This window comes from Streptomyces sp. NPDC031379, assembly GCF_055569615.1.
The window spans coordinates 48547-67031 of sequence record NZ_JBVIIT010000017.1 but is presented as its reverse complement, the minus strand read 5'-3'; the positions used below and the strand labels follow the sequence as shown (position 1 = coordinate 67031).

22 protein-coding genes and 2 pseudogenes are annotated in these 18485 nt (G+C 72.1%); 11 read left to right on the top strand and 13 right to left on the bottom strand.

Going from position 1 to position 18485, the window contains the following annotated elements:
• Window position 1: 1 nt before the first annotated feature.
• Window positions 2–482: pseudogene (locus ACZ5CW_RS24080) on the top strand (Type 1 glutamine amidotransferase-like domain-containing protein).
• A gap of 7 nt (window positions 483–489) precedes the next feature.
• On the opposite strand, the gene ACZ5CW_RS24075 reads toward ACZ5CW_RS24080, so the two are convergent.
• Complete coding sequence (locus ACZ5CW_RS24075; protein ID WP_468604580.1) at window positions 490–1941, bottom strand: WGR domain-containing protein; 1452 nt, start codon at window positions 1939–1941, stop codon at window positions 490–492.
• 248 nt (window positions 1942–2189) lie between these two features.
• Between ACZ5CW_RS24075 and ACZ5CW_RS24070 the strand changes: the two genes are divergently transcribed.
• Together ACZ5CW_RS24070 and ACZ5CW_RS24065 are read left to right on the top strand one after the other, a co-directional pair.
• Window positions 2190–2537, top strand: a complete 348-nt coding sequence (locus ACZ5CW_RS24070; RefSeq protein WP_468604578.1) for a hypothetical protein — start codon at window positions 2190–2192, stop codon at window positions 2535–2537.
• A gap of 221 nt (window positions 2538–2758) precedes the next feature.
• A complete protein-coding gene (locus ACZ5CW_RS24065) occupies window positions 2759–3208 on the top strand; it encodes a spore-associated protein (RefSeq protein ID WP_468604576.1) in 450 nt (149 codons plus the stop codon).
• 107 nt (window positions 3209–3315) lie between these two features.
• Here ACZ5CW_RS24065 and ACZ5CW_RS24060 read toward each other — a convergent pair whose 3' ends face one another.
• Window positions 3316–3948 carry a TetR/AcrR family transcriptional regulator gene (locus ACZ5CW_RS24060; RefSeq protein WP_468604574.1) on the bottom strand — a complete coding sequence of 211 codons (633 nt, stop codon included), beginning with the start codon at window positions 3946–3948 and terminating at the stop codon, window positions 3316–3318.
• A gap of 32 nt (window positions 3949–3980) precedes the next feature.
• On the opposite strand from ACZ5CW_RS24060, the pseudogene ACZ5CW_RS24055 reads away from it, so the two are divergent.
• Together ACZ5CW_RS24055 and ACZ5CW_RS24050 are read left to right on the top strand one after the other, a co-directional pair.
• Window positions 3981–4103 (top strand): annotated as a pseudogene (locus ACZ5CW_RS24055) (short-chain dehydrogenase); the annotation flags it as partial.
• A 47-nt stretch (window positions 4104–4150) separates the two neighbouring features.
• Window positions 4151–4381 (top strand): hypothetical protein, encoded by a 231-nt coding sequence (locus ACZ5CW_RS24050; protein ID WP_468604572.1) that lies wholly within the window; start codon window positions 4151–4153, stop codon window positions 4379–4381.
• Window positions 4382–4435: 54 nt separating this feature from the next.
• On the opposite strand, the gene ACZ5CW_RS24045 is transcribed toward ACZ5CW_RS24050, so the two are convergent.
• From ACZ5CW_RS24045 to ACZ5CW_RS24035, 3 genes are read right to left on the bottom strand one after another with little or no spacing between them, the layout of a single operon-like run.
• Complete coding sequence (locus ACZ5CW_RS24045; RefSeq protein WP_468604570.1) at window positions 4436–4729, bottom strand: DUF1330 domain-containing protein; 294 nt, start codon at window positions 4727–4729, stop codon at window positions 4436–4438.
• Window positions 4730–4762: 33 nt separating this feature from the next.
• Window positions 4763–6196, bottom strand: a complete 1434-nt coding sequence (locus ACZ5CW_RS24040) for an MFS transporter (RefSeq protein ID WP_468604568.1) — start codon at window positions 6194–6196, stop codon at window positions 4763–4765.
• Window positions 6193–6555, bottom strand: coding sequence for a MarR family winged helix-turn-helix transcriptional regulator (locus ACZ5CW_RS24035; protein ID WP_014173936.1), 363 nt, complete (start codon window positions 6553–6555; stop codon window positions 6193–6195). The genes ACZ5CW_RS24040 and ACZ5CW_RS24035 overlap by 4 nt, the downstream gene beginning before the upstream one ends.
• A 383-nt stretch (window positions 6556–6938) precedes the next feature.
• Here ACZ5CW_RS24035 and ACZ5CW_RS24030 point away from each other — a divergent pair, with 383 nt between their 5' ends.
• Complete coding sequence (locus tag ACZ5CW_RS24030) at window positions 6939–7097, top strand: hypothetical protein (protein ID WP_468604566.1); 159 nt, start codon at window positions 6939–6941, stop codon at window positions 7095–7097.
• Window positions 7098–7355: 258 nt separating this feature from the next.
• On the opposite strand, the gene ACZ5CW_RS24025 is transcribed toward ACZ5CW_RS24030, so the two are convergent.
• The 4 genes from ACZ5CW_RS24025 to ACZ5CW_RS24010 form a co-directional block, all read right to left on the bottom strand.
• Complete coding sequence (locus tag ACZ5CW_RS24025; protein ID WP_468604564.1) at window positions 7356–8321, bottom strand: threo-3-hydroxy-L-aspartate ammonia-lyase; 966 nt, start codon at window positions 8319–8321, stop codon at window positions 7356–7358.
• A gap of 31 nt (window positions 8322–8352) precedes the next feature.
• Window positions 8353–9018: a helix-turn-helix transcriptional regulator gene (locus tag ACZ5CW_RS24020; protein WP_468604562.1), complete on the bottom strand. Its 666-nt coding sequence runs from the start codon at window positions 9016–9018 to the stop codon at window positions 8353–8355.
• A gap of 86 nt (window positions 9019–9104) precedes the next feature.
• The gene (locus ACZ5CW_RS24015) at window positions 9105–9482 is read right to left on the bottom strand and encodes a VOC family protein (protein ID WP_468604560.1); all 378 of its coding nucleotides are present in this window, start codon (window positions 9480–9482) and stop codon (window positions 9105–9107) included.
• A 101-nt stretch (window positions 9483–9583) separates the two neighbouring features.
• Window positions 9584–10294, bottom strand: coding sequence for an SDR family oxidoreductase (locus ACZ5CW_RS24010; RefSeq protein WP_468604559.1), 711 nt, complete (start codon window positions 10292–10294; stop codon window positions 9584–9586).
• Window positions 10295–11105: 811 nt separating this feature from the next.
• Between ACZ5CW_RS24010 and ACZ5CW_RS24005 the strand changes: the two genes are divergently transcribed.
• The 3 genes from ACZ5CW_RS24005 to ACZ5CW_RS23995 all read left to right on the top strand — a co-directional run bounded on the left by ACZ5CW_RS24005 (window position 11106) and on the right by ACZ5CW_RS23995 (window position 14199).
• Window positions 11106–11903: an SAM-dependent methyltransferase gene (locus tag ACZ5CW_RS24005; protein ID WP_468604557.1), complete on the top strand. Its 798-nt coding sequence runs from the start codon at window positions 11106–11108 to the stop codon at window positions 11901–11903.
• Between the two features lie 423 nt (window positions 11904–12326).
• A complete protein-coding gene (locus tag ACZ5CW_RS24000) occupies window positions 12327–12617 on the top strand; it encodes a hypothetical protein (RefSeq protein WP_468604555.1) in 291 nt (96 codons plus the stop codon).
• A 103-nt stretch (window positions 12618–12720) separates the two neighbouring features.
• On the top strand, window positions 12721–14199 hold the full coding sequence (locus ACZ5CW_RS23995; RefSeq protein WP_468604553.1) for a glutamate-cysteine ligase family protein: 1479 nt from the start codon (window positions 12721–12723) through the stop codon (window positions 14197–14199).
• A gap of 28 nt (window positions 14200–14227) precedes the next feature.
• Here ACZ5CW_RS23995 and ACZ5CW_RS23990 read toward each other — a convergent pair whose 3' ends face one another.
• Window positions 14228–15601, bottom strand: a complete 1374-nt coding sequence (locus ACZ5CW_RS23990) for a S41 family peptidase (protein ID WP_468604551.1) — start codon at window positions 15599–15601, stop codon at window positions 14228–14230.
• Window positions 15602–15712: 111 nt separating this feature from the next.
• On the bottom strand, window positions 15713–16078 hold the full coding sequence (locus ACZ5CW_RS23985) for a winged helix-turn-helix transcriptional regulator (protein WP_468604549.1): 366 nt from the start codon (window positions 16076–16078) through the stop codon (window positions 15713–15715).
• Between the two features lie 130 nt (window positions 16079–16208).
• Between ACZ5CW_RS23985 and ACZ5CW_RS23980 the strand changes: the two genes are divergently transcribed.
• On the top strand, window positions 16209–16847 hold the full coding sequence (locus tag ACZ5CW_RS23980; RefSeq protein ID WP_468604547.1) for an FMN-dependent NADH-azoreductase: 639 nt from the start codon (window positions 16209–16211) through the stop codon (window positions 16845–16847).
• 54 nt (window positions 16848–16901) lie between these two features.
• Here ACZ5CW_RS23980 and ACZ5CW_RS23975 read toward each other — a convergent pair whose 3' ends face one another.
• Window positions 16902–17231, bottom strand: a complete 330-nt coding sequence (locus ACZ5CW_RS23975) for a branched-chain amino acid transporter permease (RefSeq protein WP_468604545.1) — start codon at window positions 17229–17231, stop codon at window positions 16902–16904.
• Complete coding sequence (locus ACZ5CW_RS23970) at window positions 17224–17961, bottom strand: AzlC family ABC transporter permease (RefSeq protein WP_468604543.1); 738 nt, start codon at window positions 17959–17961, stop codon at window positions 17224–17226. The genes ACZ5CW_RS23975 and ACZ5CW_RS23970 overlap by 8 nt, the downstream gene beginning before the upstream one ends.
• Window positions 17962–18023: 62 nt before the next feature.
• On the opposite strand from ACZ5CW_RS23970, the gene ACZ5CW_RS23965 reads away from it, so the two are divergent.
• Window positions 18024–18482, top strand: coding sequence for an Lrp/AsnC family transcriptional regulator (locus tag ACZ5CW_RS23965; RefSeq protein WP_468604541.1), 459 nt, complete (start codon window positions 18024–18026; stop codon window positions 18480–18482).
• Window positions 18483–18485: the final 3 nt, after the last annotated feature.

Here is an 18485-nt window from a genome sequence, read left to right as displayed (position 1 = left end):
CGTGGCGATCGCTCCGGCTCGTCGTGTGGTGCTGCTCGGGGGGGGCTTCTCCACGGACGCGGACGACCTGCTGGACGACTGGCTGCTCACCCACACCCGGCGGCCCCGCCCGAAGGTCTGCTTCGTCCCCACGGCCAGCGGGGACGGCAACGGAACACTGCTGTGCGGGATCAGCGCCGGTGCCGACTGCTGGGCCGAGTCCTCCCCTACCGACTCCTTCGGTCCCCTGACGTACTTGCGGGAGGGCTCGGGCTCCTGGCGGGATCCGTGTGCCCGCACTACGACGGCGGGCCGTGGCCGACGGTGAGCTGCCCGCCGGCTGGGCCGTGGAGGACGGTGTGGGTGTCCTCTTCGTGGACGGCCGTCTGGAGGAGGCGGTGACCAGGAGGGCGGGGTCACGTCTGTACCGGGTGGAGCCGACCGGAGGAGGCGGCGCCGCTGAGCGGGCGGTGGCCTGCCGGTCGTTGGGGACTGTGGGGTGATGTGCCGTCACAGCAGGCGGCGGATGTCGCCGCGGACGCGGTAGAAGCCGCCTGCTGCCGGGTGCAGGGCGTCCACGACGTAGCGTGCGCCGGGCTCGCGTATCGCGCGCGGGAACTGGACGTTCCAGGAGGACTCGTAGCCCGCGGACACCACGTGCACCCGCAGCCGGCCGGCCTCCTGGACGCATTCGACCACGACCGCTCCGGCCGGAGCCGTGGCCACGGTGGTGACCGCGGCCACGGCCGTGGCGGGCGCGTAGGTCGGCAGGGCGGCGGCGAGCTTGACGTCCCGCACGACCGGCACCGAGCCCTGCTGGGCCGCCGAGATGGCCGCCTCGCTCGCGTCCACGCACACCAGCGAGCCGTCCGTGGTCACCAGGTACAGGCGCTCGTCGCGGTACTGCATCGACAGTGCCGAGCCACCGCCCGTCCCGAGCTTCCACAGCCGCGTACCGTCCCGGTCGAAGCAGTACACGGACGAGGCCGCGTCCCCGGCGAAGACGAACCGCCCGCCGGGCGAGGTGGCGCACGAGTACACGGCGCTGTCGCAGGAGTACGTCGCCTCGATCGCACCGCTCCTCTTCGACAGCCGCTGGACCACGCGGTGCGCGGTGCCCGCGTACACGGCGTCGTCCTCCTGCCAGCCGAAGAGGACACCGCCCCGGGTGGGCGTGTGCCACAACTCGCCGCTGCCGTCCGGGGCGTAGGCGGTGACGCCCGAGTGGTGACCGTGGTAGACCGCCCGGTCGTCGGCACGGACCATCCAGGCGTGCTCGCCCTGGCTGCGGCGGGCCCACTGGTGTTCGTCCTCGTGGTCGATGACGGTGAGCCGGCCGTCGCGGTCCGAGACGTTCAGGATGCCCTCGTGGATGTCCAGCCAGAAGATGTCGACGTCGGCGGCGATGTCGTACGCGGCGTACGGCAGCTTGGAGGAGAGGTCGTAGACCTTGCCGTCGTCGCAGCCCGCGTAGATCCAGAAGTCGTCGGCGACCAGGCACTTCACGCCGTCCGGCAGGCTGAACCGGGCCAGGACGCCGCCCTCGTGGTCCAGGGTGTAGACGTCACCGGCCTGGTTGCCCACCCAGCAGCGCTCGTCGTCCACATGGATGCCGAACGCCGCGGAGCCGGTGCGGAACCGCCACAGCACGGGTGCCACGGCCCGCGCGGTGGACGGGGCGGAACTGACCTGACGCCGGGTCACCGCGCGCGGGGCACGCTGCCCCTGGACGGCCGGGGCGTATCCCTTGCGGACCTTCTCCCCCACCTTCTTCGCCGCGGCGGCCTGCGCCTTCTCCACGGTGGGGAACGTCGTCGTCTGGGTCTGCCCGGCGGCACCGATCCGTCCGTACCGCACCGTCACCACCGGCCCGGCGACGGTGACTTCGTAGAACTTGTGGGCGCCACCGCCTTCCTGCGACAGCTCCAGATACGTCGTCGACACCGTGGACGCCGTGGACATGACAGACCCCTCCCCAGGACGGACCCGCCACCGTTCCGGCAGGCCCCGACTGCTTCGAACCGTAAGGGGAGCCACTGACAACGGGCCGCCACGCAGCGGCTTCCACCGGCTCCCAGGCGGACCGCCCGGCGCTGGCCCGTTCGGGTGAGGCGGGATCGATTCGGCGGCCGGCGGACCCCAGGGACGGCCCGGACCTGGGAAGGGTGACTTCCGCACGCTGTCACTCCTTGTGAAGGGACACCTTTCCCATGCGTCTTCGTCATGCCGCGGCCGCCGCCCTCGGCGCCCTCGCCCTGGTGCTCACCGTCCCCGCCTCCGCCTCCGCCGCGGACGGACAGTTCCAGTACACCTACACCGGTCTGGACGGCACGCCCCGGATCGGGGTGCTGGAGGACCCGGACAGCGGGGAGTGCCTCACCCTCCCCGAGGTCGCGGATCCCGGGGCCAGTTCCCCGGCCCACTCGCCACGCAACCGGACCGACGCCTTCGCGACGGTCTACACCGGGCCTGACTGCACGGGCGACTCGTTCACGCTGCGCCCGTACACCGGGTACGGCAGCGAGCGCCTGAAGCTCCGGTCGGTCGTCTTCAGCTGACCGGGCCGGTGGACCGGTGCAGGACGGCCCGGGGTGCCGCCGAGCCTCCTGCAGCGGCGCCGCCGATGACGGCGGAGACTCCCACACCCCGGCCATGAGCTGCTGACACCCTCAACTGCGCGGTGCCGTAGATCTCTTGCAAGCAAGGGCGCAACCCTTTGGATGCCTCGCGGGTCACACAAGACAGGAGTAAGCACCTCCAAGAGACACAAGGGGGAAATATGAGATTTGCTCGTTCCGCCCTGGCCGCCACCGCGGTGGCGGCCCTGTCGGTGGGGACCGCGACCGCCCTGGCGGCACCCGCCTCCGCCGCGGCCAACACCACACCGCAGAAGGTCTGCGGCAGCGCCTACAAGACCGTGAACTCGGCGCCCGTCGGCTCGCTGGGCACCGTGTACCTGACGTACAACGCGACGAACGGCAAGAACTGCGTCGCGACCATCCGCAGCACCCCGGGCACCGTCCTGGAGATGTCCGCATGGGTCTACGTCCCCGACACCGAGCAGGGTGACGAGGACTACGGGCAGTACACCTCGTACGCCGGGCCGACCTACGTCTACGGCAAGGCCCACTGCGTCGACTGGGGCGGCCACATCAAGAACGTGTACGTGCAGGTGTCCGGCTCCAACTGCGGTTCCCTGAAGGAGAGCCGGGTCACCTTCACCCGCTGACCCGTCCTTCCTGTGCGGCCGCCCCCTTCACGTGGACGGCGGCCGACCCGCCCTGGCGGAACCCGCTCGGTTCCGCCAGGGCGAACACGTTCTGCGGCCGGTACGGTTCACGGCCCGGCGAGTCGCTCGCCGCCGAGGAGTTGCCGCAGGCAGCGGATCGCGAGCGTGGCCGGGGACCCCTCGCCCGCGACACCGGCGTCCGTAGCGGCCCAGGTCTCGAGCGCGATCCGGATCGCGTCCGTGGCCGCCGCCGCCACCAGGCGCACCTGGATCGCCTCGAGGCGCGGGCCCGCGAGCCGTGCGACGACGGGGACGAGCCGCTCCTCGGACTCCTGGTTCACGCGGTACCACACCGCGCGCAGTGCCGGATCGCCGGCCGCCGCCCGCAGCAGCCCCTTGGTCCGCAGCAGGGCCTGGGCCGCCTCCTCGTCCGGCGCCGCGAGTGACCGCTCGATCGCCGTCTGGAGCGTCCGGGAAAGCTCGGCTCCCGGCTCGGCCGCCTCCAGCAGGGCCCGCCACCGGTCGGCTCCGTCCGCGAGCAAGGGGCTCACCGCGTCCTGCTTCGAGCGGAAGTAGCGGTAGAAGGTCCGCAGCCCGACCCCGGCATGCCGGGCGATGTCCTCGGCGGTCGTCGCGTGCGGGCCCTGCGCGGCGAAGAGTTCGGCCGCCGCGTGCGCGATCTCGAGCTGGGTGGCGGCCTTGCGGCGCTCGGTCAGAGAGGAGGGCGGCTTGGTGCTCACCCCAGAAGGGTACGGCCCGACCACGACCGTAGGACATCGCCGACGAGACCTCCGTACGTGCGGGGGTGGCCGCGGCGATCGCCTCGCTCGGCGGTCTGGACGTGCTGGTCAACGCGGCCGGGATCCTGCGTTCCTCGTCAGCCCGCGCGACGTCTGCCCGGACACCGGACTCGCGCGGCTGTCGTGCGGGCAGGCTCGCGCCATGCTCGACGCTCATACGGCACTGGCCGGCGTGCAGGGCGCGGGCTGGGACCTGCACGAATGGCGCCACTCCGGGCTCGCTCATCTCGGCGAGGCCGGAGCCAGCCTGCCGATGCTTATGGCCAAGTCACGGCACAAGAAGCCGGAGAACGTACGACGCTGTTTCCACCCCTCGGCGGAGGCAATCGCCGAGGTCGCCAGCTTGCTTGCCCCTGGAGACAGTCGGCGCTGACCTCGTCAGCGGCAGTCAAGTCGAGTCTTCAGTGAAGATCCGACTGGACCTCGGTCAGTCGATGCCTTCGACGATGCGGAAGTCGCGCTCGACGCCGTCGGAGAGGGCGACCAGCGCCTCCTGGTAGGCCGCACTCTCGTGCGCCGCGACGGCCTGCTCGAAGCTGTCGAACTCGATCAGGACGGTGCGCTCGGCGATTCCGGCGTCATGCGCCACGACCCGACTGGCACGGGCGAGGATCCGACCGCCCCCGGCCGCGACGGCCGGACCGGCCAGCTTGTTGTAAGCAGCCAGCTTCTCAGGGTCTGAAATGGTGCGGTAGGCGCTGACCCAGTAGCCCTTGGGCATGGAACCTCCAGTGTTGGGATGAGTGCATCCGACTTACGGGTTGGTCTCGGACGAGCGTCGGCGGGCGAGAGCGAGGCTTGTCAGCGTCGTGATCGCCATGGCGCCGATGCCGACCAGCGCCGCGGTGGTGTAGGCGCTGTCGTCGGGGAAGAGGTGGCCGGGGCCGGTGCCCGCGGCGAGGATCAGGCCGCCGATGGCGCTGCCCAGGCAGTACCCGACGCTGCGGACGACGTAGTTGAAGCTCATGGCGCTCGACGTCTCACTCTTGGGGGTGACGGCCAGGATGACGCCCGGCATCGCGGCCGAGAAGCCGCCGACGCCGAAGCCGAGCACGCCCATCGCCGCGAACAGTTCGGCCAGGTCCGACCGGGCCGCCGCGAACAGGGCGAACCCGCCGCCGACCACGACGGCGCTGCCGGCCAGGAGCAGGGGGTCGGCGATCCGCGTCCGGACCCGCGGCGTGAGCTTGCCGGCGACGAACCCCAGCACCGAGAACGGGATGAGGACCAGCCCGGCGACGAAGGTCGTCAGCCCGAAGCCGTAGCCGGCGCCGTGCGGCGTCTGTGCGTACCGGGTGATGAGCGTGAGCAGGAGGTACATGCCGATCCCGCCGACGAACATGGCGAGGTTCGCCCCGGCGACCGCAGGGTGCCGCACCGCCCGCACATCGACCAGGGGCGTCGTGCTGCGCAGCTCGATGACGGCCCAGACGCAGAACAGCACCACCGCGACGACGGCGAGGCCCGCCGCCACGGCGAGGTGCCGGCTCCACAGATTCCGTTCGCCGGCGAGGAACAGCACCAGGAGCAGCGCAGCGGCCAGGACGACCGCGCCTGCCACGTCCACGTGGGCGGAGCGGCCTTCGGGGGCTTCGGGCATGGAACGCCACGCGGTCAGGAGGGCGGCGGCGGTGACGACCAGGCCGAGGCCGTAGGCGGCCCGTACCCCGCCGAGCTCGGCGAGCAGTGCGGCCAGCGGGTAGCCGACGCCGGCCCCGATGATCGAGACCACCGAGATCAGGGCGATCACGGCCGCGCTGCGCTCCTCGGGGAGGTGGTCCCGGGCCACGCCCATCATCAGCGCCGTCAGCCCGAGCCCGACGCCCTGGGCCGCCCTGCCGGCCAGCAGCCACGCGAACGGCAGCGGGAGCACGGTGAGCGCGCTGCCGGCGACGACGACCGCCAGCGTGGCGAGGATCGTGGCCCGCCGGTGCGGGCCGGCTCCGAGCCGGCCCAGGACCGGCGTGGCGACGGCGCCGCTGAGCAGCGCGACGGTCAGCGTCCACTGCGCGCTGCCGAGCGAGACGTGGAACGAGGTCGCCACGCTGGTGATGAGCGGCGTCCCGAGGCTGGCGACCGCCGCCACGACCAGAGCGATGAACATCAGGGCGGGGACCAGCAGCCGCGCCTCGGAACGCGCCACCGGGAACGCCTTCACCGCGACCCCGTCGACCGGCTGCCCGGTCACTGCTTCGGCCCTTCGCGGTCCTGGCTTTCGAGCTCTGCCAGATGCTTCAGCGCCGGAAGGGCCGCCACCAGCGCCTCGACCTCGTCGCCGGTGAGCTCGCCGATCAACCGCTCGAACGCGTGGACGCCCGCCTGGCGCCGCGTCCGGACATAGGAGGCGCCGGCCTCGGTCAGGCACACCAGCGTGACCCGCTTGTCGGACGCGTCGCCCCGCCGCTCGACCAGGCCGGACTCCTCCATCACCCGGACCAGGGCGGTCATCGCGGGCTGGGTGACGCCCTCGACCGCGGCCAGATCGGTGATGCGCCGCGGGCCGGTCCGGTCCAGGGTGGCCAGGGTGGCGGCGGACGTCAGGCTCATGTCCCGGGGCAGGCGTCTCGCGGCCCTGGTGGCCAGGCCGTAGAGGGCTGCCCCGATGGCGGCGGACGCGCCAGGAGCGGTGTCTTGACGACTCATGCTCGAAGCATAACATTTTTATATTCATGATTTATGGAAATGGTCGACCGGCGCGGGCGGCCTCGATCCGCACCCGCGACGGCGGCCGGCCATCGCGCTCGGCGCGCGGCCGGAACCTGCCGCGCCCGTCGACCAGGAAGTGCTCGTCCAGCACCTCCGGCGCGTGGTGGGCCATGACCGTCTCAGTGCCCGGCGACAGAATGGCGGCCCGCGCGCCCGCCCACGGCGTTCCAGCAGTACCTCGACACACGAGGACTGTCCCGGCCCCTGTGGTGGAGGCAGGGTAAATGGCCTCGAACGTCAAGATTCCCGGCAGAGTCGCGGGGGCCGCCCCGGTGTTCGTCGGCTGCGGCATCTTCGCCAGCCCGGGCGTGGGCATCGCCCTGGCCTCCGAGGCGGTGCGGCACGCCGAACTGCCCCGGCGCCGGCCAGGCGTGACCATCTGAGCAACCCCGACCGCAGCCCCGCCGGCCAGCCCGCAGCAGGGGCTGGTCGGCGTCTCCCGATGAGCGGCGGTCACTCGCCGTCTACGGCATCCGGATCACGCAGTGGTCGCAGAAAAGCGAAAGGACACACTTCTGGCGTGGAAGCGGGTCCTCAGCTAGGAAATTCGGGGCGTCGACATGCCCTCACCGTGACGCACACGATCCGAGCGGCGCATGCGGTCAAGCGGGGGTGGTCGCACCGCCCGGCGCCACGGGCGGTCAGCCGCCGACGAGTTGGGTGAACCTCTGGGTGTCGATGTTGCCGCCGGAGGCGATGATGCCGATGCGGGGCGGAAGGTCGAGACGGCCCGCCAGGAGCGCGGCGAGGCTGGTGGCGCCGCTCGGTTCGAGGACGATCTTCAGTCGTTCGAAGGCGAAGCGCATGGCGCTGACGATCTCCGCGTCGCTGACGAGGGTGACGGCGTCCACGAGTTGCTGGTTGATGGCGAAGGTGATCTCGCCGGGGGTGGGCAGGGCCTGCCCGTCGGCGATGGTGCGCGGAACCGGCACGGTGACCCGCGCACCGCCTTCCAGGGAGCGCTTGGTGTCGTCGCCCGCTTCGGGTTCCACGCCGATGACCCGCGTGCCGGGCCGCAACGCCTTGGCCGTGACGGCGCTGCCCGCGATGAGCCCGCCGCCGCCCACGGGGACGACGAGAGCGTCGAGCGGACCGGTCTCCTCGAGGAGTTCGAGGGCGGCGGTGCCCTGGCCGGCGATGACGTGGGGGTGGTCGTAGGGCGGGATGAGGGCCAGTCCACGGTCGGCGGCCAGCGCCTCGCCGAGCGCGGTGCGGTCCTGGGTGTAGCGGTCGTAGGTGACGATCTCCGCGCCGTACCCGGCCGTGGCCTCCCGCTTGGACCGGGGGGCGTCCTCGGGCATCAGGATGACGGCGCTGGTGCCCAGTTCCCGGGCGGCCAGGGCGGTGGCCTGGGCGTGGTTGCCGGAGGAGTAGGCGGCGATGCCCTTGGCCAGTTGCTCCGGGGAGAGCTGGGCGGCGGCGTTGTAGGCGCCGCGGATCTTGAAGGCGCCGACCCGCTGGAAGTTCTCGCACTTGATGAACACCTCGGCGCCGACACGGGCGTTCAGGGTGCGGGAGGTGAGGACGGGGGTGCGGTGGGCGACGCCTTCGAGGCGTGCGGCGGCCGCACGGACGTCGTCGAACGTTACGGGCAGGGCGGCGGCCATGGCGGTGTCCTCTTTCGGCGTGTCGAGCGCTTCACTTCGCGTAGTTGTAGACCGTCGCCCGGGAGACGCCGAGCAGGTCCGCGATGGTCTGTGCCGCGTCCCGCGAGTCGAAGAAGCCGTCGCGGTGGAGCTGCCGTACGAGCGCCCTCTTGTCCTCGCGGCTCAGCGAACGGGGGGTGGCGGCGCGCCGGGCGGACAGTTCCTGCACGGCCTGACGCAGCTCGCGGGCGCTGCGGTCCCGCAGCGTCTCGAGGGGCTGGTCGCGGTGCTCGGCCCCGGTGGCCACGAGGTTCGACAGCGTGAGTGTCACGGCGGACAGCACGGAGACGTCGAGGTTCAGGCAGAGCGCCGCGACGTACTCCCCGGCGGCGTTCTTGAGGCCGATGGACGTGCTCTTCGCCGGGCGGCCGTCGGGGAACCGGTTGGGGTAGTTCTGGATGACGCCGGGGTACTCGGGGTCGGCGATCCGGGCGAGTCCCAACTCGGTGGCGGGGTCGCCGACCTGACGAGCCGACAGGTTGTTCTCGATCGCCCGGATCGCGTGCTCCGGGTGCCGCAGGTCGTGCAGCACGACCTCGCACAGGCCCGGGAACATGCGGCCCAGTGCGACAGCGATCTTCTCGGCTTCCCGGACGAGGTGCTCGTCCGCGTCCGCGGGAGCGGCGTCATCTCGCCGGCCTTGCCGTGTGTCGGCCATCGCACGCCACCCTTGGACTGAATTTCTATTTCTGGACCAACAGGCTAAACAGTCTGCCGGACCCTGTCCAGAGCGAGGCCGGAGCCTCAGCCGCCGGCCCGCTCCGCCGCGCTGCGCTCGACACACAACTCGTTGCCCTCGGGGTCGTGGAGCGTCACCCAGCCCGTTCCGTCCGGACGGCGGTGGTCACCCTGGAGCGTGGCGCCGAGGGCCAGCAGGCGCTCCACCTCCTCGTCCCGGGTGCGGTCCTGGGGCTGGAGGTCCAGGTGGACCCGGTTCTTCGTCGTCTTGGGGTCCTCGACCCGGATGAAGAGCACGGCGGCGGTCGCGGTCGTGACCAGGGCCGCGGGGTCGCCGGGAAAGTCGTCGTCGGCGAGCGAGCCGTCCAGGACCTGGGCCCAGAAGGTCGCCAGGGCGTAGGGGTCGGCTGCGTCGACGGTGATGTGACGGATCAGAGATGTCATGTTCGCCACTTGATCACAGGCGCTTCTCCAGCGTCCAGAGACGGCCGGGCCCCGCACCCGGCCGCCTGCGGTCCGCCCGGGCGCAACCGGGAAGCCGGGCCCTAGTTCGCGTCCGTCAGCTGCGGGTACAGCGCCGCCAGGTCTCCCGAGAGCCCCGCCTTGACGCGTCGGGAGAGGTCGTCCGCCAGCACCTCGAACGCATCGGTCTCGATGCCGTCGAGCGCCAGGGCGGCCACATCCCGGGGCGAGGACTTGGGGGCGTCGACACGCGAGGCCATGTCGGTGTCGATGTAGCCGACGTGCAGTCCGGTGACCCCGATCCCACGCGGCCGCAGCTCCAGGCGCAGGGAGTTGGTCTGCGACCACAGAGCCGCCTTGGTGGCGCTGTAGGAGCCGGCGAGGCCGATCCAGGAGAGGACGGAGTGGACGTTGAGCAGGTGTCCGCCGCCGTTGCGTTCGATGACCGGCACGAAAGCGCGGGTGGCCAGCAGCGGCCCGAAGAAGTTGGTCTCGAACTCCCGGCGGACGTCGTCGACGGCAGAGTCGAGGAAGGAGGCCGCACCGAGCGAGATGCCGGCGTTGTTGATCAGCACGGTGACGTCCTGCGCCCGCGCCGCCGCGGCCTCCACGGAGCCGGGGTCGGTGACCTCCAGGGCGAGGGGCACGGCGTCGGGATGCGTCACGGTGCGCGGGTCGCGGGCCGTGGCGTACACCTTGGCGGCGCCGCGCGCGTACAGCTCCTCCACCAGCGCCTTGCCCAGGCCACGGCTGCCGCCGGTGACCAGAACGACAGAGCCCTTGATCGCGGTCATGTTCTTCTCCAGACAGTAAACCGATCGGTTTCCAAACACGGTAAACCGATCGGTTTCCAACGGCAAGGGCATGAGCGGCGGGCAGCGGTGCGAGGGGGGCGCCCGGCCGGCTCCGGGGCATGAACGGCGGCGGTGAGCGTCCGGGGCGGCGTCTGGGGCGGGGCGGGGAACGACCCGAGCGCATGGATTGGCGTTCCCCGCCCCTGCGGGCCGGTCCGCCGCCGGGTCGTCGGTGACCGGACGGCGGGCCGGGCTGGATGTGCGGCTGGTCCGGGCCGTCGAAACCGGCGGGCGCACACACCGACCTCGTTCCGACCCTCCGCCGCCGACCGGCCGAGGGCCAATGGGAGCGGGCCGACCGGGTGAGAGGAGAGGGGGTCCGGTAACGGCGAAGGGTCCGGGTAGCAGTGGAGGGTCCGGTAACAGCGGAGGGTCCGGTAATGGCGAGCGGGTCGGTAGCGGCCGAACGGGTCCGGCGTCGGCGAGCGGGTCCGGTGTCGGCGCACGGAGTCCGGTACCAGCGGCCTCGGCCGGCCGTCCACGGAGGCGATCTCGCCATGGACGCCGTGGACGGCGTGGACGCCGTGGACGGCGTGGACGGCGTGGACGGCGTGGACCCGAGGACGCAGATCCGGGGTCACCTTCCGTGCCGCCCCGCAGCGGCGCCGACCCACGCCCCTGAGCCCCGGCGCGGCGTCCCCCGGCGCCGACCGCGGGCCGGGGAACTACCGGCGCGGGAGCAGTAGTTGATGTGGGAAGCTTTGGCCAGCCGTTCACGGGAGGCCGTGACGGTCGCCGAGAGGAGCGCAGCGTGACACAGGACGGCGTCCAGGCCGTGAGCATCGACACCAGCAAGCCGCACCCCGCGCGGATCTACGACTACCTCCTGGGCGGCAAGGACAACTACGAGGTGGACCAGCAGGCGGGCGACGAGCTGGCCGCCGCGGCACCCGAGGTGCGCATCGGCGTGCGGGCGAACCGCGCTTTCCTGCACCGCGCCGTCCGCTACGTCGTCGGCCACGGAATCCGCCAGATCCTGGACATCGGCACCGGGCTGCCCACCTCGCCGAACGTGCACGAGGTCGCCCAGGAGGCGGCGCCGGACGTACGCGTCGCCTACATCGACAACGATCCGATCGTCGCCGCGCACGGCAACGCGCTGCTCAGCCGCTCCCATACGACCAGCATCGTCCTCGGCGACCTGCGTGACCCGCGATCCGTCCTGGAGCATCCCGAGGTCCGCAAGGTCATCGACTTCGACCAGCCGGTCGCCCTGCTCCTCGTGGCCGTCCTCCACTTCCTGACGGACGCGGAGCAGCCCGCCGAGGTCGTCGCCACCCTGCGCGACGCGCTGCCGGACGGCAGCTTCCTGGTGCTCTCGCACGCCACCGGCGACTTCGCCGACCGCAGCGCCGCGCAGGCCGTCTACAACAAGGCCACCGCCTCCCTCAATCTCCGCCCCCGCGCCGAGGTCGAGCGGTTCTTCGACGGCTTCGAGCTGGTCGAGCCGGGCCTGGCCCAGGTTCCGTTCTGGCGCCCGGACACCACACCGCCGCCCCGGTCCGCCGAGATCGGCTTCTACGGAGGCGTGGCCCGCAAGCTCGCCTGACCGCACCAGCCTCCTCGTCGCGGTCGGGCGTTCCCTCGTCCGGCACGGGCTGCGACCCCTGGAGCATCTGCACCAAGGCGACGCGCTGGACCCGCAGTTGCCGGCGGCGAACGCGACGCTGTTCACGCCGGCCGAGGGCACCCTGCTCGCCGACAGCGGAGCGGCGGTGAGCTACGACCCGGTCGCCGGCGCGTGGAAGGGCAACGCGGTCGCTCCGGCGACCACCTTCGCCGAGCGCGGCATCCGGTTCGGGCCGGGTACGGACGGGGCGCGCGGGGACGGCCTCCGGCTCGCGGACGCGGCGGAGTTCGCGCAGCGGCTCACCTATGGTCCGGCCAGCGGCGACTCGTCCTGCGGGGCCGGCTGGAGCGGGCCGCCGCGGGTGGTGCGGACACGGCCGGTCTCGGCCGGCTCACGGGACACGTGGCGGCGGGCGCCGCCGCGGACTTCCTCCTCGTCGACATCACCGGGCCGGAGATGCGGCCGTCCTGGGCCCTGCCCCGGGAGCTGGTCCGGCGCGGCCACCGGGACCAGCTCACCGCCGTGTTCGTCGCCGGGCGGCTGCGCCTGTGGCGTGGCCGGCCGCCGGACCGGACGGCCCGGCCCTCGTGCGCCGCCACGAGCACCTCGACCCGGACCGCGGGCGGTCCGCGTCCTGCCCGGGACCGGCTGCGCCGGGACGGGCCGCCGCGTCACCGGCCGGTCACGCCTTGAGCCGGAAGAACGGCCGTGGCGGGCGGGATCCGCTTGGTGCGGGTCGCGCGATGGTGCGACGCTGGGTGGAGAGGTGTCCGACGAGGGGAACCCTGGAGGGCCGATGGGACGGGACGTCCCGGCGCTCGTCTTCACCCGCGAGGACCGCCGCCGGTACCGGGTGAAGATGCAGGAGTGCCTCGACGCGCTGGCGCAGATGCTGCGCGAGGCACGGTTCGAGTCCGAGCGGCCGCAGGTCGGCCTGGAGATCGAACTGAATCTGGTCGACGACGCGGCCGAGCCGGCGATGCGCAACAGCGATGTGCTGGAGGCGATCTCCGACCCCGCCTGGTCCACCGAGCTGGGCCGGTTCAACCTGGAGATCAACGTCCCGCCCCGACGGCTGACGGCGGGCGGCCCCGACGCGTGGGAGTCGGAGATCCGGGCCGCGCTCAATCACGCCGACGAGCGGGCCCGGTCGGTCGGCACCCGGCTGATCATGATCGGGATCCTGCCCACGCTGCGGCAGGAGGAGATCGGCGAGGGGACGCTGTCGGAGAACCCCCGTTACCGGCTGCTCAACGACCAGGTCTTCGCGGCCCGGGGCGAGGACCTGCGCATCGAGGTGGACGGCGTAGACCGGCTGCGGACCTACGCGGACACCATCACCCCGGAGGCCGCCTGCACCAGCACCCAGTTCCATCTGCAGGTGTCGCCGGAGGAGTTCGCCCCGTACTGGAACGCGGCACAGGCGATCGCCGGGGTGCAGGTGGCGCTGGCGGCGAACGCGCCCTTCCTGTTCGGCAAGGAGCTGTGGCACGAGACCCGTGTTCCGCTGTTCGAGCAGGCCACCGACACGCGCCCGGAGGAGATCAAGGTGCAGGGGGTGCGGCCCCGGGTGTGGTTCGGGGAGCGGTGGATCAACAGTGTCTTCGACCTGTTCGAGGAGAACCTGCGCTACTTCCCGGCCCTCCTCCCCCTGTGCGACGAGCAGGACCCGGCGGAGACGCTGGACCGCGGTGACGTCCCGGAGTTGGGCGAACTCACCCTGCACAACGGCACCATCTACCGCTGGAACCGCCCGGTCTACGCCGTCGCCCACGACGTACCGCACATCCGGGTGGAGAACCGGGTGCTGCCCGCCGGGCCGACCGTCGCCGACACCCTCGCCAACGGCGCCTTCTACTACGGGCTCACCCGGGCGCTGGTGGAGGAGGACCGGCCGGTGTGGTCGCGGATGTCCTTCGCGGCCGCCGAGGACAATCTGCACACCGCCGCCCGGCACGGCATCGACGCGCTGCTGTACTGGCCCGGGATGGGCGAGGTACCGGTGCCGGAGCTGGTCCTGCGGCGGTTGCTGCCGCTCGCGCACCGCGGTCTGGAGCATTCGGGCATGGACGAGGCATGGCGGGAGCCACTGCTCGGGATCATCGAGCAGCGGTGCGTGACGGCACGCAACGGCGCGGTGTGGCAGAAGGAGATGTTCCACCATCTCGACGCCTTCACGCAGGTCGGCCGTCATGAGGCGCTGCGGCGGATGACGCAGTTGTACATCGACTACATGCACCTCAACGCGCCGGTGCACACCTGGCCGGTCGACTGAGCCGTCTCGGGCGCTCGGTGCCGGGGGGTCACCGCCCGGCTGCCAGGAGGTGCACCGCCCGGTCGAAGGCCGAGTCGCGGTTCTTCGAGAACTCCTCCTCGGTGAAGACCGGTTCGGTCAGCTGCGGCGGGACGCCGGTGCCGTCGTAGGTGCGGCCGGTGCGGGTCAGGTACTCCTCGTTGGGCAGGGCGAGGAGCATGCCGCCGGGGAGGTCGCGTACCAGCACGTCCGAGAAGACGCCCTGGGTGGGCTGCCCGACGCGCACGGTGCGGCCGGGCCGGTCCAGGAGCGCCTGGGTGAAGGTCTCGCCCGCGCTGACCGTCGATCCGCCGGTGAGTACGGCGACCGGGCCGGTGTAGCGGGGGGCGTGGGCGGGGGTCACGCGCACGGGTTCGGGGCGGGTGTGCCGGGCGGGGTCGGCCGGGTCGTTCCGGGCTCGTTTCGCGTACGCCGTGTAGGGGGTGCCGGTCAGTCGCCGGGCGATGCGGATGCCGAGGGCGTCGGAGCCGCCGCCGTTGACGCGCAGGTCGATGATCAGGCCTTTGAGGCGCTGCGTTCGGCCACGGGTGAGGACCGTGTTCAGGGCACGGTCCAGTTCCGCCTGTTCGGCCGTGTACGGCGCGTCCTCGCCGGCGTACCCGCCGAACCCGGAGATCCGCAGATAGCCGAGGCCGCTTCGCAGGTCGGCGTAGGTGATGCGGCCCGCGCCGAAGTCCTGTCGGTGGGGGGCGTCCTCGAGATCACGGGCGACGACGAACTCCTTGACCCTGGCGTCCAGTTCCTCGCTCGGCATCTCGGTGCCCGGGCGCACCTCGTGGAAGACGCGGTCGCCGTCCTTCACCGCGACATGGGCGTCGTGCAGGGGCCGCAGCATCCGGCTGAAGATCTCGAACAGCTGGTCCCCGGTGGTGTCCCGGTGCACCTGCGGCCGGTACCGGTCCCTCGCCGCATGCCAGTCGACGCCCTTCTGGGCGAAGAACGGGTAGTTCTCCTCGAAGGTCTGCCAGAGGGTGTCGAAGGCGGTACGCGGATCGGTGGCCGGGGGACGGGTGCAGGCGGCGGGCAGGGCGCGGAGCCGGCGCAGCTGCCGGTGCCCCACCGAGCTGTCCGCGGCGAGCCGTGCCTGATCGCGGCCGTGCGCCGTCCGTACGGTGAGGACGGTGCCGTCCGCTGTGGTGTAGGTGCCGGGTCCGGTCTGCCGTGCGGTGTCGCCCTCGAGGCAGCCCGCGGAGGTCGTCTGGTACTCCTGCAGCACTCCCCCACCGAGGACGAGGACGGTGCCGTAGCCGTCCATGCGCCACACTCCGTCGGTACCGGGAGCGGCGGGTCGCGCGGCGGCCGCATCCGGTACGGCTGCGGCGGCGAGGGCGAGGGCGGCGACGGTGGCCGTGACGATGCGCACGATTCAGTCCTTCCGGTGCGGGACCGCGGACCACCAGCGTGACCCTCGCGTGCGCTCCTCGGCGATCCGGCGAACCGGTGTGTCAGGACGGGGGACAGCCCCCGTGTCCCGTCACCCTGCCCCGGGGCACGGCTCGGCCTCGGGCAGGTGGGTCTTCGCCCACTCCGCCAGTTCCTGGAGCGCGGGTTCGAGCGCGGCACCGGACTCGGTGAGCCGGTACGAGACGCGCAGCGGCGGGCCTTCGTCGACCTCGCGCAGGACGAGGCCCGCGGCGCCGAGTTCCGCGAGCCGGTCGGACAGCATGCGTTCGCTGATGCCGGGAACTGCCCGGCGCAGGTCGGCGAAGTGCGCGGGCTGCGCCACCAGGACGGCCACGATCGGGCCGCTCCAGCGCTTTCCGAGCAACTGGAAGACGCGGGTGATGCCATCGTCCACCCGCTTGCACGCCGCGCTGTCGTGGTTCTGCTCCACCGCCATGTGATCAGGGTACTACCCCGAGGTAGGGGGATGAAAAAAAGTAAGTCCCTGTGTTAGAGATAGTCCAGTACGAAAAATCAGCCCGCTTGCTCCGGCGTCGGGCTGCCCCTTCCGCTTTCTGGAGAAACCCATGGCCACCCTCCTGCACATCGACTCCTCCGTGTTCCCGGCCGAGGCGTCGGCCTCGCGCGCCGTGACGGCGGCCTTCCGCTCGCACTGGCAGGAGCAGCACCCCGACGGCACGGTCGTCCACCGCGACCTGGCGGCCCGGCCCGTCCCGCACATCACCGCCGACGCGCACACCGCCGGTTTCGGCGACCCGGCCACGCACACGCCCGGACAGGCCGCCGCCTTCGCCGAGCGGGTACGGCTGATCGAGGAGCTGGAGCAGGCCGACGCGGTGCTGATCGGGGCCCCGATGTACAACTACACGATCCCCTCGACGCTCAAGGCGTGGCTGGACAACGTGATCCTCTTCGGCCGCACCGCGGGCCCCGCGCAGTCCGCCAAGGGCACCCCGGTGACCGTCGTCGCCAGCCGCGGCGGCTCCTACGCGCCGGGCACCCCGCGCGAGTCGTACGAGTACGTGCAGAACTACCTCACGGCCGTCCTCGCCGACGCCCTCGGCCTGGACGTCGACTTCATCGTCCCGGAGCTGACCATGGCCCCGCACAACCCGGAGATGACCGACCTGGTCCCGCTGTTCGAGGCCTCCCGGGACCGCGCCCTCCAGGAGGCGGCCGTGAAGGCGAAGCGGCTCGCGGCCTGAGGCGGCTGCCGGCCCGGGCCCCGCGACGGCGGCGGGGCCCGGGCCGCGGCGTCCTCAGTGCGCGAAGACCGTACTGGCCAGCGTGACGTGGACGGCGGTGCCGGCGAGGATGCTCAGCGGGGCGTTGCGGCGCCACAGATGCACCGCGACGGTGACGCTCAGGGCCGCCGCCGGGGCCGCCACGGCCGGGTGGGCGAGCGGCAGGTCGCGCAGGCAGTACACGACCAGGATCACCATGATCCCGGCGGGCATCCGGGTACTGAGGTACCGCACCGTGCGGCTCGCGCGCAGCGGGCCGAGCACGGCGAAGGGAAGGGCGCGCAGGGCCCAGGTGACGGCGGCGGAGACGAGCACCGCCACGACGAGGTACGGCGCATCAGGCATGGCCGAGCCTCCCCCGGGTCGTCAGGCGGTGGGCCAGCAGCCCGGCCGTGAACAGGGCGAAGGCGGCGAGGAGCAGGCTGCCCGGGAACAGCAGCCGGGCGGCGAGCGCGCTCAGCAGGGCGAGCACGGGAGTGGGGAGGTCGCCCCGCCGGTCGCGTACCGCGTCGAGTGCCAGCACGGTGAACAGGGCGGTCAGCGCGAAGTCCAGGCCCCTGACGCCGTCGGGGACGAGCGAGCCGAGCAGCGCTCCTGCGGTCGCGCCGCCGGCCCAGTACAGGTGCATGTAGAGCTGGAGCCAGAGGATGCGACGCCCGGACCAGGTGCGGGCCTGCCCGCCGGCGGTCAGGGCATAGGCCTCGTCGCACAGCGCGAACGTGCCGTACGCCTTGCCGAGCGGCCCCTGGATCCGGTGCAGCGGGAAGGACAGCGCGTAGAAGACGTGCCGGACGTTGACCAGGAACGCCGAGACGGCGATCGAGGCCGGCGGCACGGCGGCGGTGACCAGGCCGATCAGCAGGAACTCGAACGACCCGCCGTAGACCAGCGCGCTGGACAGGCTCGCCCACCACCAGCCGACTCCCGCGTGGGTGACGAGCACGCCGAAGGCGATCCCGAGCGGGACGAAGCCCAGCCCCACGGACGCGGAGTCACCGAAGGCGGCCCGCGCGGCGGACGGCGTCCGCGGCCCGGGCCGGGGCGGGCTGTCGGCGACGGCAGAGGGTATGTGCATAGCGACATTTTAGAAAGAATCGCCTGGTATATGGTTTCGGATTATGTCCGTAGAGTGACGCCATGAGCAATGAACTGACACTCGATGCCATTGATCGGGACATTCTGTTTCACCTACGCCATGACGGACGGCTGACCAACGTCGAACTGGCCCAGCGGGTGGGCCTGACCCCGCCGCCGTGTCTGCGCCGGGTCAAACGGCTGGAGGAGGCCGGCGTCATCACCGGCTACCGGGCCGTCGTGGACCCCGCGGCCGTCGGCCGCGGGCTGGAGGTCCTCATCGACGTCGAGGTCAGCGCCAACGACCGCACGACCTTCCTGGAGTTCGAGGAGACCGTGGCCGGCTACGACGAGGTCGTCGAGTTCCGGCGCATGTACGGCCGCCCCGACTACTTCGTCCGCGTGGCCGTCGCCGACCACGCGGCGTACGAGGCCTTCCTGGTGGAGAAGCTCAGCGGCCTGCGCTGCGTCCTGCGCATCGACTCGCATCTGACGATGAAGACCATCAAGGCCGGCCCCTGAGCA